Here is a 14768-nt window from a genome sequence, read left to right as displayed (position 1 = left end):
CACCGGATGCCACGGCGTAGGCTCGTGCCATGGGCCGGACGCGATCACGAGACACCGAGCACCCGGAAGCTCGCCTCGATCACGGAGGCCTGGCCCGGATCATGCCGTCGGAGTTCGCCGGCGGCTTCGAGCTCATCGTCGACGACACCCCGCAGTCGCATGTCGACCTCGACGACCCGACACATCTGCACTTCGAGTACATCGTGCGGATGGGCGCCGTCATCGACCAGCTCACCTCGCCGGGAGAGGCACTCACGGCAGTGCACCTCGGTGCCGGCGCACTGACGATCCCCCGCTACATCGATGCCACACGCCCCGGCTCGCGCCAGCAGGTGATCGAGCTCGAAGCACCGCTCGCACAGCTCGTCCGCGAACACCTCCCGCTGCCGAAGGGCGCGGCGATCCGCATCCGCATCGGCGATGCACGCGATGGGGTCAAGCGGCTTCCCGCGGCCCTCGCCGGGAGCTGCGATCTGGTCGTCTCCGACGTGTACTCGGGAGCCCAGACCCCCGCGCATCTGACCAGCGTCGAGTTCTACCGCGAGTTGTCCGCACTGCTCGCCCCCCGCGGCGTGCTGCTGGTGAACGTCGCCGACGGCCCTGGCCTCGCCTTCGCCCGACGACAGGTCGCGACGATCGCGGAGGTGCTGCCCGAGGTCGGTGTCCTCGCCGATACCCAGGTGCTCAAGGGCCGACGATTCGGCAATCTGGTGATCGCCGCGTCCGCCTCTCCGCTGCCGACGGAATGGCTTCCCCGCCTGCTCGCGGCGGGTCCGCACCCCGCCAAGATCGCGCAGGGCGCGGAGCTGAAGGCCTTCGTGCAGGGGGCTCGGATCGTGACAGACGCGGACGCCGTGGCATCGCCTCGACCCGACGCGTCGCTCTTCCTGCGCTGACCTCGGGGACGGGATGCCCGGTCACGGGCGCGCCGCCTCGGCGAGCGCGCGCGAGCCAGGCAGACTGGAACAAGGGCGCTGCGGAAGGAGAGCAATGAGTTTCATCCGGGGATACGACCAGGAGAACCTCCGTGAGCTGGTCGACCTCAGCGAATGCGCGGTGCGTCTCGAGGAGATCGAAGGGCAGCGCAGTCTTCCTGCACTCCTGGAGCGCGTCTGGCTGCTCAAGGTGCTGGACCGGCTCGATGAGGCTCTGGCTCTCGCCGACGAAGCGGTGCGGCAGGCTCGCATGGCCGGCACTCGCAAGGACGTTTTGCGGGCGCGCGTGCTGCACGCGACGATCCAGCAGTATCGCGGACAGCATGCCGCCGCGGATCAGGAGCTCGCGATGTGCGCCGCGGAGGCGGAGGGCCAGGGGTGGATCTCCATCGCCGCGTTCGCGCATCAGCACCGCGGCAAGAACGCGTTCGACGCAGAGGATTACGACACCGCGCGAGAGAGCTTCAAGCGGTCGCTGTTCCTGCGCCGAGAGGCGGGTGCCGCCGACCGTGACCTCGAGACCGTGCTGCTCGCGATCGACGCCACCGAACGCCGCCGCACCTCGCAGCTCGTCGTCGGCTGAGACACCGCACCGACCGCTGGCGCACACTGTCGGTGGTATGGCTTAGCCTGGGCGCATGGCGGATCTTGACCGTGTGCGCATCTGGGGCGAGGCGCTCATCAGGATGCATCTCGACGACACCTGGTCCTTCGGCTTCGACCATGCCAAGCGGCGTGCCGGGCAGTGCGATTACACGAAGAAGCGCATCACGGTGTCGCGCTACCTCGCCGCCCGGTTCGACGACGACGAGATCCATCAGGTCCTCCTGCATGAGGTGGCCCACGCCCTCGCAGGGCACGCCGCCGCGCACGGCTCCACCTGGAAGCGCGTCGCGCGCGATCTGGGCTACGTCGGCGGCACGACGCATCGCGGCGAGACCGCGGTCGAGCTCGCCCCGTGGGTCGGTCGGTGCCCGGCCGGCCACGTGACCTATCGGCACCGCCGCCCGACCAGACCCACTTCGTGCGCGCGCTGCTCGCGCACGTACGACGCCCGCTACCTGTTCGACTGGACCCGTCGCGAGATCACGACGGATGTGCGGCTCGCGGCGCAGATGCCGCGCTGAGCGCGGCTTTGCACACGCGGAGGAGATGACGTCAGGCGGCGGGGTCGTCGTCGGTCGACGTCGGTGAAGCGTCCTCGGTCGCAGGAACTTCGGTCGCAGGATCCGTGGTCGCGGCATCCGTATCCGTGGTCGCGGTGCGTGAGCGATTCCTCCGCACGAGCGCCGTGATGCCGCGCCATCCCACCAGGAAGACGCCGAGCGTCAGGGTGGCGACGATGATGAACGGCACCTGAGCCGTGTCGCCGCTGAGCACCCGCAGCAGCATCCCCCCGACGACCGTCACCACCCAGACGACGACACCCCACAGGATCGACCAGGGGCGGCGCGGACGCGCGGGCAGCAGCGCCGCGAGCAGGTGCCCGAGCAGCAGTGCCACCAGGAACGGCCAAGCGGTGAGCAGGAATCCGGCGGGGTTCTCGTCGTGCGATGCGCGGCCGATCGCCGCGAAGACGAGCACCAGCAGGGCATCGACGATGACTGCGGGGAGATACCTCATGCCACGACCCTACGCGTGCGCCTCGTGCCCTGGTCGTTGCACTCGCGCGTGGCGCGAGAGCCCCTGCATGAGGCCGGCGCAGATCGCCGCGGCCGCGTCGGCGGAGAGCCAGGAGAAGTCAGGCGAACGAGACGAAGACGCGGTCCCGGAGCACGGGAACCGTCGAGACGGCGTCGAGTCGGGATGCCGCGGCGACGGCCTCGGCATCCGCCGCGTCGCGCCCGGAGCCGCTCGCCGAGACCAGGTGTCCGAGCGCGCGTCGGAGGGCGCGGAATCCCTCGGCCGCGACCGCAGCGTCCGGGGCCGTGTGGTCGATGCCGAGGTCGGTGAGCGCGGCGATGACCGCCCCGGCGCCGAGATGATCCTCGACGGCGAAGCGCAGGTCGTTGGAGCCGTCGCGCTCCCCTGCCGCGATCAGTGCGACCGAGGTGCGCGCCTGCCGCTGCTCCTGGATGGCCTGCACGGTGCGCGCGACCGCCGACGCGTTGCGGATGCCACCGGCCAGCACCGTTGCCCCGCCCGCGGCCGCCGTCACCGCGAGCGCCGGGGCGGTGGAGTCGACCGACCAGCTCGCCGCCTCGGTCAGGTCGACCTCGGCGCCGTCGGCCACGGCATCCGCCAGTCGCGAGGAGAAGTGCAGCACATCGACGATCACGACCACATCCGCGTCCGCGAGCCGCTCGAGGCCCGCGAGGCCCCAGTCGAGGCGGACCTGATACGTGGACTGATCGAACGGCGGCATCCGTCCAGCCTAGGCGTCCGCCGAGGAGTCAGGACATGCCGTCAGCGGGGTCCCGCTCACGGCATGTCGTGACTCCTCACGGGGGTCAGTCGGCGGCGAGCGCCTCGACCGGGGCCACGCGGGTGGCGAGGCGGGTGGGCGTGGCTGCGGCGACCAGGGTGAGCACGGCCGTCGCCGCCACGATGATCGCGACAGGTACCCACGGGATCTGCGGGGCGACCAGACCGGCGGGCGTGAAATCGGGAAGGGTCGGCACCGAACCGAGCAGCGACTGCGCCGCGATCCAGCCGTAGGCGACGCCGAGCACGAGCCCGGTGAGGGTCGCGGCCACCGTGATGTGCGTCGCCTCGAGCAGCACCATCCGCCGCACCTGGCGGTTCGACAGGCCGATCGACCGCAGCAGCCCGAGCTCCCGGCGGCGCTGCACCACCCCGATCGTGAGGAGGTTCACGAGCCCGACCGCGGCGATGACGGCCGAGACCGCCACGAGCACCATCATGATCGCGGCGAACGCATCGAACGGGGCGAAGAACTCGTCCGGCACGTCGCCCGACTGGTTCATCATCAGCCGCTTCGCGGATTCGAGGGCGACCGCGAACATCGTCACGAGGGTCACGCCCATGACCACGCCGATCGCCATACGGGAGGAGCGCTCCGGGTAGCGCAGCGCATTCTCGGCGGCCAGGCGTGCCGTGGCGCTCGACCCGAACATCTTGCCGACGAGTCGCAGCACAGGCGGCATGAACAGCACCGACCCCAGAGCGAGTCCGGTGAAGGAGAGCAGTCCGCCCAGGAAGGCGACAACGACACCGAGCGGTGTGATCAGACCGATCACGACTCCAGCGGCGAGCAGAGCGGCCCCACCGATCAGCAGCACCCACGCACCGATGTGCCGCCCCTGCCGACCGGACACCTCATCGTGCGTGCGCTCGACGGATCCGCCGAGAGCCTGCAACGGTGTGACGGTGAGCACCCGCCGCGATCCCGCCCAGGCGGCCGCCCAGGTCGTGAGTGCGACCCCGATCACGGGAAGAGCGATGAACGGCTGCGCCATCGAGAAGCTCGAGGGGTCGTTGTCGAGCAGCATCGCACCGACCTGCACGCCCACCACGGTGACCAGGAGTCCGGCGAGCAGACCGAGGCCTGCACCGATGATCCCGACGATGAGCCCCTGGCGTCCGACCTCGGCGCGCTGCGAGCGGGCGGTCGCTCCGATCAGGCGCATGAGCGCGATCTGGCGCGTGCGCCCGGCGATGATCGTCGAGAACGTGTTCGCGGTGACGATCGCGGCGACGTACATCGCGACCGCGGTGAGCAGCACCGACAGCAGCGCGACGACGAAGGCGAGCGTCTCGCTGTCTCCGATGAAGGGATCTGCCTGGAGCACGGCACCGATGTAGGCGGTGACCTCGACCAGCAGCACACCGAACGCGGCAGAGAGGGCGGCGACCAGAATGCTCGCGCCCATGCCGCGGTCGCGCAGCCAGCCCAGTCTCGGCGCGGTCGCCCGCGACTCGGGGACGACCGTGGCGACCGCGGTCATGCCGCCACCTCGGCGGCGAGCATGTAGGCCGAGATCTCCTCGGCGGTCTGGCGCGGGTGGTCGGCGACGATACGACCGTCGCCCAGGTAGAGCACCCGATCGGCGTGGCTCGCGGCGATCGCGTCGTGCGTCACCATCGCGATGGACTGGCCGTGCTCACGGCTCGCGCGGGCGAGGAGCTGCAGCACCTCGCGGCCGGTCTGGGAATCGAGGTTGCCGGTGGGCTCGTCGGCGAACACGAGGTCCGGCGCGGTGGCGAGAGCCCTGGCGATCGCGACGCGCTGCTGCTGACCGCCCGACAGCTGGTGAGGGCGGTGACTCAGTCGCGCACCAAGGCCCAGCGTGTCGATGAGCCCGTCGATGCGTGCGCGTTCGATCGCACTCGGACGACGGCCGTCGAGCTCGAACGGCAACAGGATGTTCCCGAGCGCATCGAGCGTGGGCACCAGGTTGAACGCCTGGAAGATGAAGCCCACGCGGCGGCGGCGCAGGATCGTCAGGTCGAGGTCGGCGAGGCCGGTGATCTCGGTGTCCCCGATCCAGGCGCGTCCCTCGGTCGGGGTGTCGAGCCCGGCCATGATGTGCATGAGCGTGGACTTGCCCGAGCCGGACGGACCCATGATCGCGGTGAACTGTCCGCGGCGGATGCCGACGCTCACATCGTCGAGTGCACGCACGGTGCCCTCGCCGCTGCCGTAGGTCTTCTTCAGGTGCTGGACGCGGGCGGCGAGCCCGAGGTCGGTGGTCGTGATCTCCATGCTTCGACGCTACGGAGAGCACCTGCCGCGCCGCGTCGCCCGCCCGACGCATCCCCCTACATCGCAAGGATGATTCGACGGGGGTCCGAGTCAGGCGAGGCCGTGCTCGAACGCGAAGACCACGAGCTGCACGCGATCGCGCAGCGTGAGCTTTGTCAGGATGCGACTGATGTGCGTCTTGACGGTCGCCTCACTGAGGAACTCGCGGGCGGCGATCTCGGCGTTCGACAATCCCCGGGCGGCGAGAGCGAAGATCTCACGCTCGCGGTCGGTGAGCGTGGTGTACTGCGCCGGCACGGGTTTCGGCGCCTCGGCGAAGTGGGCGAACAGGTCGCGGGTCGCGGAGGCCGCGATCACGCTCGACCCGGCATGCACCGTGCGGATCGCGGCGAGCAGGAACTCCGGGTCGGCGTCCTTGAGCAGGAACCCGCTCGCCCCCTGCCGGATGGCCCTGGCAGCCGCCTCGTCGAGGTCGAAGGTCGTGAGCATGACGATGCGTGGCGCATCCGGCTGGGTGAGGATCTCGGCGGTGGCGGTCAGCCCGTCCATCACCGGCATCCGGATGTCCATGAGGACGACGTCCGGCCGGGTCGTGCGTACGACGTCGAGTGCCTCCCGTCCGTCGCCGGCCTCACCGACCACTTCGAGGTCGGGTTGAGAGGCGACGAGCATGCGGATGCCGGCGCGGAACAGCGACTGGTCATCGACGAGGACGACACGGATCATGCGGCAGAGCCTCCTGCTGGTGAAGAAATCATCCGTCGACGGACCCGCCGATCGGAAGGGAGGCGGCGACGACGAACTGCTCGCCGTGACGCTCCGCCTGCAGGCTACCGCCCACCAGCTGTGCGCGCTCGCGCATACCGATCACGCCGTGCCCGCCCGACGCCGACGCAGCCTCGTCACCGATGACGTTCCGCACCTGCAGGTCCACACGATCCGGCAGCCATGCCAAGTGCACCTCGACCGCACCGTCGCCGTGTCGGATGGCGTTCGTGAGCGCCTCCTGGAGGATGCGGTAGACGGCGAGCTGGATCGCGCCAGGCGGCTCCCCCGGCGGCATCGGATCCACGGTGATGCGCGGCTCCACCCCTGCCTGCCGCACCTGGGCGAACAACGTCTCGAGATCGGCGAGGGTCGGCTGCGGTCCGTCACCCTGCCGATGACGCAGCTGCGTGAGCAGCATCCGCACGTCCGAGAGCGCCCCGCGCGCGGTCTGGGCGATCGTTCCGAGTGCTTCCGCTGCGATCTCCGGTTGTGCCGCGGCGGCGTAGCGCGCGCCGTCAGCCTGAGCGATCACGACGGCGAGTGAGTGCGCGACGATGTCGTGCATATCGCGGGCGATCCGCACGCGCTCCTGTTCTTCGGCGGCCAGCATCTCGGCCTGTGCACGCGCCACCTGGGTCTCGCGACCGCTCAGGACCACGCGCCACAGCAGACCCGCGCCCCACGACATGACCATCGCGAGCACGAACACCGAGGCCAGCAGCGCCGCGATGAGCGCAGCCCTCAGGGCACTCGCGGCGTCCGTCAGCAGCTCCCCCGACCAGACCACTCCGAAGTACAGCCCGCCGATCACGCCGCCGCCGAGAGCGGACACGCCGCCGATCCACAGCAGCCGCCTGCTCCCCCAGGCCGCGGTCGCGAAGAGCACCACAAGAATGCCCATGTCGAACATGGCGGGAGGAAGGCCCATGCCCATCTGGATCACGGCGCCGAACCACGCCACGCAGAGCGCCAGCGCGGGCGACAGCCGCGCGATAGCGGCGGCACCCCACACGACAGCGCTCACCGCCACCGACGCGGTCACCGCCAACGGCGTCGAGCCGCTCCATGCGCTCAGCTGACTGGCCGAGAAGAAGAGGGTCAGCGGGGTGGTGACGGCGAAGCCGAGCACAGCGCCGACGATGTCGACGATGAGCCAGGTGCGGGAGATCGGGCGGAACACCCTCCTCACGCTACGCGAGCGGTGTGCGGGGTGCGTCCGTCTGCGGATGTATCCGCACGCTCCTCAGACGCAGACTCCTCAGACGCGGCAGAGGATCTCGCCGTGCGGCACGAGGTACCACCCATCGCCGTCATCGGCCCAGCGCTTCCAGGCGTCGCTGATCTCGTGCAGATCAGCCGTGGTCGCCATGTCGCTGTCGACGAGCTGTCGGGCGAGGGCGGACTCGAGGATGCGGTCGGCCCACATCCCACCCCACCACGCGCGCTCCTCCGGTGTCGCGTAGCACCAGGTGGAGGCAGAGGGGGTGATGTCCTCGAAGCCCGCGGCCCGCGCCCAGGACAGCAACCGTCGGCCCGCGTCCGGCTCACCGCCGTTCGCGCGTGCCGCCGCCCGGTACAGCGCCAGCCAGCGGTCGAGCTCCGGCACAATCGGGAACCAGTGGAAGCCCGCGTAGTCCGCGTCGCGCGCAGCCACGATCCCGCCGGGCACCGTGACGCGGCGCATCTCGCGGAGCGCCTGGACGGGGTCGCCGACGTGCTGCAACACCTGGTGAGTGTGCACGACATCGAAGCTGTCATCCGCGAAGCTCAGGGAGTGCACGTCCTCGACCGAGAAGGCGATGTTCTCGACGCCTTTACTCTCCGCCAGACCGCGCGACAGCGAGAGGGCGGCCTCATCGATCTCGGTCGCGGTGACATGGGAGACGATCCCCGCGAAGTCCATCGTGATCGATCCGGGTCCTGCGCCGACGTCGAGCAGCCGCGTGGCGGGCTGCAGGTGCGGGCGGAGGTACTCCGCCGAGTTCGCGATGTTGCGGATGCTGTGCGAGCGGAGGACGGACTCATGATGTCCATGCGTGTAGGAGGCCATGTTCCATCCTGGCAGATCGGCGCCGTGCGAAAATCCTCAGCGCAGCTCGGCGACCGCACGTCGGATCGCCTCGCGGTCCGGCTTCCCCGAGGCCAGCACCGCGAGTTCGTCGACCAGTATCAGTCGCGCGGGCCTGGCGTGCTTTCCCAGCGCCTCAGCGACGGCGTCACGCGCCTGCACCAGCTGCTCCGACTCGCTGCGCCGGAGCGCCGCTCCGCGGGCGGCGACGATGACAGACGCCTCGCCCCAGTGCTCGTCATCGACTCCCACCACGACCGCCTGGTGGAGCCCAGGCACCTGCCGCACGACCTGTTCGACGCGGTCGAGGGAGATGTTGATGCCGCCGGACACAATCACGTTGTCAGCGCGACCGTGCACCCGCACGACGCCGCCCTCGACCATGCCGAGGTCACCCGTGCGGTACCAGCGGATGCCGTGCTCGTCGCGTACGAACGTTCGCGCGGTCAATGCATGGTCGTCGAGGTAGCCGTCTGCGAGCATCGGCCCGGCCAGGCGGATCTCACCCTCCACGACCCGCACGGCCACGGTGTCGAGCGGGACCCCGTCGTACACGCATCCGCCGCTCGTCTCTGTCGAACCGTACGTGCGCACGAGTCGCACCCCGAGGTCCTCCGCACGCTCGCGCAGCGGCTGGGGCAGCGCCTGTCCGCCGACGAGGATCGCCTGATAGGCCTGGAGCGCGGCCCGCACCGCCGTGTCATCCGCGGCGTCGAGCAGGGTCGCCACCTGCGCCGGCACGAGCGAGGTGTACAGACCGGGGATGTCGCCTGCCGCGCCGGGCTCCGGGCGCAGCATCGACAGCGACGCCTCGGCGAACGCCAGCGGCGAGAAACGACCGTCCAACGACACCGGCTGCGTCCCCGCGAGCACCGAGCGCACCAGCACCTGGAGCCCTGCCACATACCCGGCCGGAAGCGCGAGCAGCCAGCGACCGCTCCCGATGCGTCCGGCCGTGGCCTCGGCGCTCGCACGCAGGGCTTCGGCGCTGAGCACCACCCGTTTCGGGATCCCGCTCGACCCGGAGGTCGCGATCACGGCCGCGGTTCCCTCCTCGACCTGGGCCGGCGTGCCGTCGAGCATCCCGAACCCCAGGGCTGGGCCGCCGTCGAGAGCACGCCGCAGTTCATCCCGCAGCTGTGCCGGGTTCTCGGCATCCGTGGGGATCAGGGGGATCATGATGCGACCTCAGTAGTGCCAGGGGAAGGACGACCAGTCGGGGTCGCGCTTCTCGAGGAACGAGTCGCGCCCCTCGACCGCTTCATCGGTGCCGTAGGCGAGCCGCGTCGCCTCACCCGCGAACACCTGCTGCCCGACCAGGCCGTCGTCGACCGCATTGAATGCGAACTTGAGCATGCGGATCGCCGTCGGCGACTTCGTGAGCACGGTGCGCGCCATCTTCAGTGCTTCCCGTTCGAGCTCCGCGTGCGGCACGACCCGGTTCACGGCGCCCATCTCGTACGCGCGCTGCGCCGAGTACTCCTCGGCGAGGAAGAACACCTCGCGAGCGATCTTCTGCCCGGTCTGACGGGCCATGTAGGCGGACCCGTATCCGGCATCGAAGCTGCCCACATCGGCATCGGTCTGCTTGAAGCGTCCGTGCTCCTCGCTCGCGATCGTGAGGTCGCAGACGACGTGGAGCGAGTGGCCTCCACCGGCCGCCCACCCGGGGACCACGGCGATGACGACCTTGGGCATGAAGCGGATCAGGCGCTGCACCTCGAGGATGTGCAGCCGGCCTCCGCGCGCCGAATCGTGCACGGTCGTCTCGGAGTCGGAGTACTTGTAGCCGTCGCGACCGCGGATACGCTGGTCGCCGCCAGAGCAGAACGCCCACCCGCCGTCCTTCGCGCTGGGGCCGTTGCCCGTGAGCAGCACCGCCCCGATACGTGGATCCTGTCGCGCGATGTCGAGCGCGCGATACAGCTCGTCGACCGTGTGCGGACGGAAGGCGTTGCGCACCTCAGGACGGTGGAAGGCGATGCGCGCGACCCCGCCGTCGTGGGAGACATGCGCGGTGATGTCGGTATAGTCCTCGGCGCCGGGCGCGAGAGTCCACTCGCTCGGGTCGAACAGGTCGGAGACGAATGCGGTGGTCACGGCGTCCAGCCTATTCCTCGGCCCGCTCCGCCGATGGAGGATCCACGACGAGCGCGCACCGCTTTGATCCAGCCGTCGACGATGTCCCACCCCACCCCGGCCGCGATACCGAAGCCCAGGAGGACCGCGAGGATGCGGAAGATGCCGCCCTCGTCCGCCGCCTTCGCGTCGCCGGTGGCGAACCCCTCTCCGCCGACGGCGGTGATGTGCGAGAGGAAGTCGGGGTTGACGAGCTCACCGCGCAGCAGCAGAGTCAGCGCCCACGCGAGGAAGGCCAGAGCGAGAAGGGTGTTCGCCACGGCGAGCCCGGTGCTCCATCGCCCCTTCACGAAGACGACGATCGCGAAGACCGCTTCCAGTGCGATCAGGGCGAACAGCGCCGCGATCCCCCACGGCCAGAGCCGCGGATCGAGGATCGGGAGCGCTTCGCCATCGACCACCACGAAGCCGCGGAAGCGGTCCCAGAGCAGAGCGCCCGCCGCGATGCCGAGGAAGACGAGTGCGGCGATCAACTCACTGCGTCCGCCACTGTTCTCCATCGGCTCGGGGAGCTTGTCGACGTTCCAGGTCTCGCCGGTGTCTGTACCTGCCCGCTCGAGAACGACGAACACGAGCGTCGTCCAGAAGCACAGGTGGATGGCCACCGCACCAGCCGCGAGGATCGACGAGGAGATGATCTCGCCGACCGCCGCCCCGGAGATGGTCTGGCCGAGCGCGACGACGCCGAGCACGCACACGGGCACGGTGAGCAGGAGCACCTTGAGCAGTCGCCACCAGGTCAGGTAGTACCGGGGCCCGATGAGGTGCAGAGGGCGGTCGGCGTAACCGGCGGCCAGGATGCCGGGGTCGCCCAGCTCCGTGAGAACGGCCCGCTCCGCGTCGGCCGGAGCCTCTCCCTGTTCGAGGCGCGCCTCGACGGCATCCGCGATGGAGGCCTCGAGCTCGGCTCTGACATCGGCCTGCGCCGCGGGGTTCAGACTGCGGATCGTCGCGCTGATGTATCGCTCGGTGAGCGTCGCACTGGTCATGTCAGTTCTCCTCTGCGGTGAGGCTCGTGATCGCGGTGGTGAGCGATCGCCATTCTTCGGTGAGGGTGTCGGCGAGACGGATGCCGGCATCCGAGGTGCGGTAGAACTTGCGCGGCCTGGCCTCGTCGGTGTTCCACTCACTGGTGAGGTACTCCTGCTTCTCGAGTCTCCGCAGCAGCGGGTACAGCGTGTTCGCGTCTGTCGCGAAACCGCGCCGCTCGAGTTCTTCCAGCAGTCCATAGCCGTAGCCCGGGGTGCGCAGCAGCTGCAGGCAGGCGAGCACGATGGTGCCGCGCCGCAGCTCCTGCAGGTGCGTGTCGAGGACTTCGTTCATGCCACAGACAATAGTGTGTGTCACACACCATTGTCAATCACACATTTATGTAGCAAATGCGTCCCGTGGTCGAGCCGCCTGCGGCGACGTAGCGTGGAGCGCATGACGATCGACATCAGCCGGATCGACCCGTTCGACACGGAGAGCGTTGATGCCTGGTGGGAGGCGTACGCCGCCGCCGAGCGCGCGGACCGCGGCGCGGATACCCCGGTGTGGACGCGCGAGGAGAGTCGCAGCGAGCTGCAACAGGAATCCGCCGTCATCGAGCGGAGGGCCTATCTGCTGCACGATGGCGATGCACTCGCCGGCTCCGCCAGCCTCGCGCTGCCCCTCAAGGACAACACTCACATCGCGCACCTCGCCATCAGCGTGCCCCCGGAGCACCGACGCCACGGGGTCGGATCAGCGGCACTCGCGTTCCTCGAAGCGGAGGCGTTGGCATCCGCCCGCACCACCGCGCAGGCAACGACATCGTGGCCCTACGAGCTCGGCCCCGACGGCACCGGCTCCGCCGGACGCGAGTTCGCCCGCCGCCACGGCTACGCCCTGGCACTCGGCGACGTGCAGAACCGCCTCGAACTGCCGGTGGAGCCTGCCGTGCTCGACACGCTCGAGGCCGATATCACCACCGCGATCAGGGGCTACACGATCCGCAGCTGGGTCGGCCCCGTCCCGGATGACGTGATCGAGGGGTGGACGGTGCTGGACGCGTCGATCGACACCGAAGCCCCCAGCGGCGACCTCGACATCGAACCCATGAAGCCCGACGTCGACAGCATCCGCGAGCAGGAGGAGCTCCTGATCCGCCAGAACCGCACCTCGTTCGGCACCATCGCGCTGACCGCTCAGGGCGAGGCCGCCGCGTACACGCAGGTGGTGGTGTCGGGCGATGACGGCAACGCCTACCAGTGGGGCACGCTCGTGCGCGGCGCCGATCGTGGGCACCGGCTCGGAACGGCCGTGAAGCTCGCAAACCTGCGGATGCTGCAGCACGAGGCTCCGCAGGCACGCGCCGTCTACACGTACAACGCCGAGTCGAATGCGCACATGCTCGCCGTGAACACGCTCCTCGGATTCCGCCCCAGCGAGCGGATGGGCGAACTTCAGAAGCGTCTCGGCTGACTCGACCCGCGCGTGCCGCTGCGACTCGCCCCGGCGCGGGATGACGCGCACGGCCGCGCAGAGAGCAGAATGGGCACATGATCCCGCCGCTCGCAGACCTGATCGACTCGGCCAGGGTCGTCGCCCTCCCGATGCACAGCCGCTTCCGCGGCGTGGACACCCGAGAGGCGCTGCTCTTCGAAGGCCCCCAGGGGTGGGCGGAGTTCTCCCCGTTCACGGAGTACGAAGACGCGGAGGCTGCGACCTGGCTCGCCGCGGCGATCGACTTCGCCTGGAACGTCCAGCCCGAGCCGCTGCGCGACCGCATCGGCGTGAACGCGACGGTGCCGGCGATCGATGCCACCCGCGTGCCCGAGCTGCTGGCGCGTTTCGCCGGATGCCGCACGGCGAAGGTCAAGGTCGCCGAGCCCAGCCAGTTGCTCGCCGACGATGTGGCACGGATCCGTGCGGTGCGCGAGGTCATGGGGCCGGAGGGACGGATCCGCATCGACGCGAACGGAGCGTGGAACGTCGATGAGGCCGAGCGTGCCGTGCACGCGCTGAACGAGTTCGACCTGGAGTACGTCGAGCAGCCGTGCGCGACGGTGCCCGAGCTCGCCGAACTCCGTCAGCGCGTGAAGTACCTCGGCATCCCGGTCGCCGCGGACGAGAGCGTGCGCAAGTCGTCCGACCCCCTGGCCGTCGCCCGCGCCGGAGCCGCCGACCTGCTCGTGATCAAGGCACAGCCTCTCGGCGGCGTGACCCACGCGCTGCAGATCGTGACCGCCGCCGGCCTTCCCGTCGTCGTCTCGAGCGCCCTCGACACGGCGATCGGACTCTCGCAGGGAGCCGCCCTGGCTGCCGCTCTGCCGAAGCTGGAGTTCGACTGCGGACTGGGCACGTCGTCACTGTTCCTCGACGACGTCGCCGACCTCCGCCCGATGGACGGTTCGATCCCGGTCGGACGGCTGACACCTGACCCCGCCGCGCTCACCCGTCTCGCCGCCTTCGACGAGCGCCGGGAATGGTGGACGGCACGGCTCGCCCGCTGCCACTACGAGCTCTCCGCCGCCCACTGAGTCGGCGCGCTCCGCCACTCACGGCTCCCCCAGCACCTCGGCGAGATGACGCGTGGCCAGTTCGGCACTGCGGTGCCCGCGCTCACCATGCGCGCCGAAGATCGTCAGGATCTCGGCATCCTGATCGCCCTCCGCCCCGAACCAGTGCGGGGTCCGCGTGTCGAACTCCGCGACCTCTCCGCTCTCGATCACGACATCGCGATCTCCGACGATCAGCCGGATACGGCCACTCAGCACGTACATCCACGACGATCCCTCATGCGATGTGAGCCGAGGCTCCTGTGACGAGTGCGGCACGAGGATCTTCCACGCGTGCCGCTCCCCCGGCTGCCGTGTCAGCGCGACCACGGTGCGGCCGTTCACCTTGCGTGGCCGCAGCCGCACCCGGGGGTCCCCCGTCTCGGGCGCTCCGACGAGATCGTCCAGCGACACCCGGTACTCGCGGGCCAACGGCAACAGGAGTTCGAGACTCGCGCGCCGCTGTCCGGTCTCCAATCGGGAGAGTGTGCTCTTCGAGATCCCGGTGCTGGCCGCGACCTCGGCGAGAGTCACACCCCGGCGCAGACGCAGAGCCTGCAGCCGCGGCCCTATCCGCTCCAAGGTCGGATCCAGTTGCACAGCCGTTTCCGTCTCATCCACGCGGCAACTCCAGCACATCATCCCGGTTTCGGCAACATGAGTTGCCGAAT

At 69.8% G+C, this 14768-nt stretch carries 17 protein-coding genes; 5 read left to right on the top strand and 12 right to left on the bottom strand.

The features are described from left to right. Positions 1–29 precede the first annotated feature (29 nt). The 3 genes from MRBLWO12_RS00795 (at position 30) to MRBLWO12_RS00785 (ending at position 2062) form a co-directional block, all read left to right on the top strand. On the top strand, positions 30–896 hold the full coding sequence (locus MRBLWO12_RS00795) for a spermidine synthase (RefSeq protein WP_363551766.1): 867 nt from the start codon (positions 30–32) through the stop codon (positions 894–896). A gap of 94 nt (positions 897–990) precedes the next feature. Next, the gene (locus MRBLWO12_RS00790) at positions 991–1518 is read left to right on the top strand and encodes a hypothetical protein (protein WP_363551765.1); all 528 of its coding nucleotides are present in this window, start codon (positions 991–993) and stop codon (positions 1516–1518) included. 55 nt (positions 1519–1573) lie between these two features. Then, entirely contained in the window at positions 1574–2062 is a 489-nt protein-coding gene (locus MRBLWO12_RS00785) for a SprT-like domain-containing protein (RefSeq protein ID WP_363551764.1), read from the top strand. Between the two features lie 31 nt (positions 2063–2093). Here the strand turns inward: MRBLWO12_RS00785 and MRBLWO12_RS00780 are convergent, their stop codons facing one another. The 11 genes from MRBLWO12_RS00780 to MRBLWO12_RS00730 all read right to left on the bottom strand — a co-directional run bounded on the left by MRBLWO12_RS00780 (position 2094) and on the right by MRBLWO12_RS00730 (position 11899). Beyond that, positions 2094–2558, bottom strand: coding sequence for a DUF3054 domain-containing protein (locus tag MRBLWO12_RS00780; protein WP_363551763.1), 465 nt, complete (start codon positions 2556–2558; stop codon positions 2094–2096). Between the two features lie 118 nt (positions 2559–2676). Continuing rightward, positions 2677–3300: a 2-phosphosulfolactate phosphatase gene (locus MRBLWO12_RS00775; RefSeq protein WP_363551762.1), complete on the bottom strand. Its 624-nt coding sequence runs from the start codon at positions 3298–3300 to the stop codon at positions 2677–2679. Between the two features lie 85 nt (positions 3301–3385). Then, a complete protein-coding gene (locus tag MRBLWO12_RS00770) occupies positions 3386–4843 on the bottom strand; it encodes an ABC transporter permease (RefSeq protein ID WP_363551761.1) in 1458 nt (485 codons plus the stop codon). After that, positions 4840–5601 carry an ABC transporter ATP-binding protein gene (locus MRBLWO12_RS00765; RefSeq protein WP_363551760.1) on the bottom strand — a complete coding sequence of 254 codons (762 nt, stop codon included), beginning with the start codon at positions 5599–5601 and terminating at the stop codon, positions 4840–4842. Before MRBLWO12_RS00765 ends, MRBLWO12_RS00770 begins: the two co-directional genes overlap by 4 nt. 90 nt (positions 5602–5691) lie before the next feature. Next, the gene (locus tag MRBLWO12_RS00760; RefSeq protein ID WP_363551759.1) at positions 5692–6327 is read right to left on the bottom strand and encodes a response regulator transcription factor; all 636 of its coding nucleotides are present in this window, start codon (positions 6325–6327) and stop codon (positions 5692–5694) included. A 28-nt stretch (positions 6328–6355) separates the two neighbouring features. After that, positions 6356–7549 carry a sensor histidine kinase gene (locus MRBLWO12_RS00755; RefSeq protein WP_363551758.1) on the bottom strand — a complete coding sequence of 398 codons (1194 nt, stop codon included), beginning with the start codon at positions 7547–7549 and terminating at the stop codon, positions 6356–6358. Between the two features lie 78 nt (positions 7550–7627). Further along, a complete protein-coding gene (locus MRBLWO12_RS00750; RefSeq protein WP_363551757.1) occupies positions 7628–8419 on the bottom strand; it encodes a class I SAM-dependent methyltransferase in 792 nt (263 codons plus the stop codon). A 36-nt stretch (positions 8420–8455) separates the two neighbouring features. Further along, positions 8456–9616, bottom strand: a complete 1161-nt coding sequence (locus MRBLWO12_RS00745) for an AMP-binding protein (protein ID WP_363551756.1) — start codon at positions 9614–9616, stop codon at positions 8456–8458. A gap of 9 nt (positions 9617–9625) precedes the next feature. Next, positions 9626–10537 (bottom strand): 1,4-dihydroxy-2-naphthoyl-CoA synthase, encoded by a 912-nt coding sequence (locus MRBLWO12_RS00740; RefSeq protein ID WP_363551755.1) that lies wholly within the window; start codon positions 10535–10537, stop codon positions 9626–9628. Continuing rightward, positions 10534–11565, bottom strand: coding sequence for a permease prefix domain 1-containing protein (locus tag MRBLWO12_RS00735; protein ID WP_363551754.1), 1032 nt, complete (start codon positions 11563–11565; stop codon positions 10534–10536). The genes MRBLWO12_RS00740 and MRBLWO12_RS00735 overlap by 4 nt, the downstream gene beginning before the upstream one ends. A gap of 1 nt (position 11566) precedes the next feature. After that, the gene (locus MRBLWO12_RS00730) at positions 11567–11899 is read right to left on the bottom strand and encodes a PadR family transcriptional regulator (RefSeq protein WP_363551753.1); all 333 of its coding nucleotides are present in this window, start codon (positions 11897–11899) and stop codon (positions 11567–11569) included. Between the two features lie 102 nt (positions 11900–12001). On the opposite strand from MRBLWO12_RS00730, the gene MRBLWO12_RS00725 reads away from it, so the two are divergent. Together MRBLWO12_RS00725 and MRBLWO12_RS00720 are read left to right on the top strand one after the other, a co-directional pair. Next, on the top strand, positions 12002–13021 hold the full coding sequence (locus tag MRBLWO12_RS00725; protein WP_363551752.1) for a GNAT family N-acetyltransferase: 1020 nt from the start codon (positions 12002–12004) through the stop codon (positions 13019–13021). 77 nt (positions 13022–13098) lie between these two features. Further along, complete coding sequence (locus MRBLWO12_RS00720) at positions 13099–14079, top strand: o-succinylbenzoate synthase (protein WP_363551751.1); 981 nt, start codon at positions 13099–13101, stop codon at positions 14077–14079. Positions 14080–14097: 18 nt separating this feature from the next. Here the strand turns inward: MRBLWO12_RS00720 and MRBLWO12_RS00715 are convergent, their stop codons facing one another. Further along, positions 14098–14718 carry a helix-turn-helix domain-containing protein gene (locus MRBLWO12_RS00715; protein WP_363551750.1) on the bottom strand — a complete coding sequence of 207 codons (621 nt, stop codon included), beginning with the start codon at positions 14716–14718 and terminating at the stop codon, positions 14098–14100. Positions 14719–14768: the final 50 nt, after the last annotated feature.

Source organism: Microbacterium sp. LWO12-1.2 (genome assembly GCF_040675875.1).
GTDB lineage: Bacteria > Actinomycetota > Actinomycetes > Actinomycetales > Microbacteriaceae > Microbacterium.
Note: the sequence above shows the minus strand (reverse complement) of the source record. Positions and strands in the feature narration are given on the sequence as shown.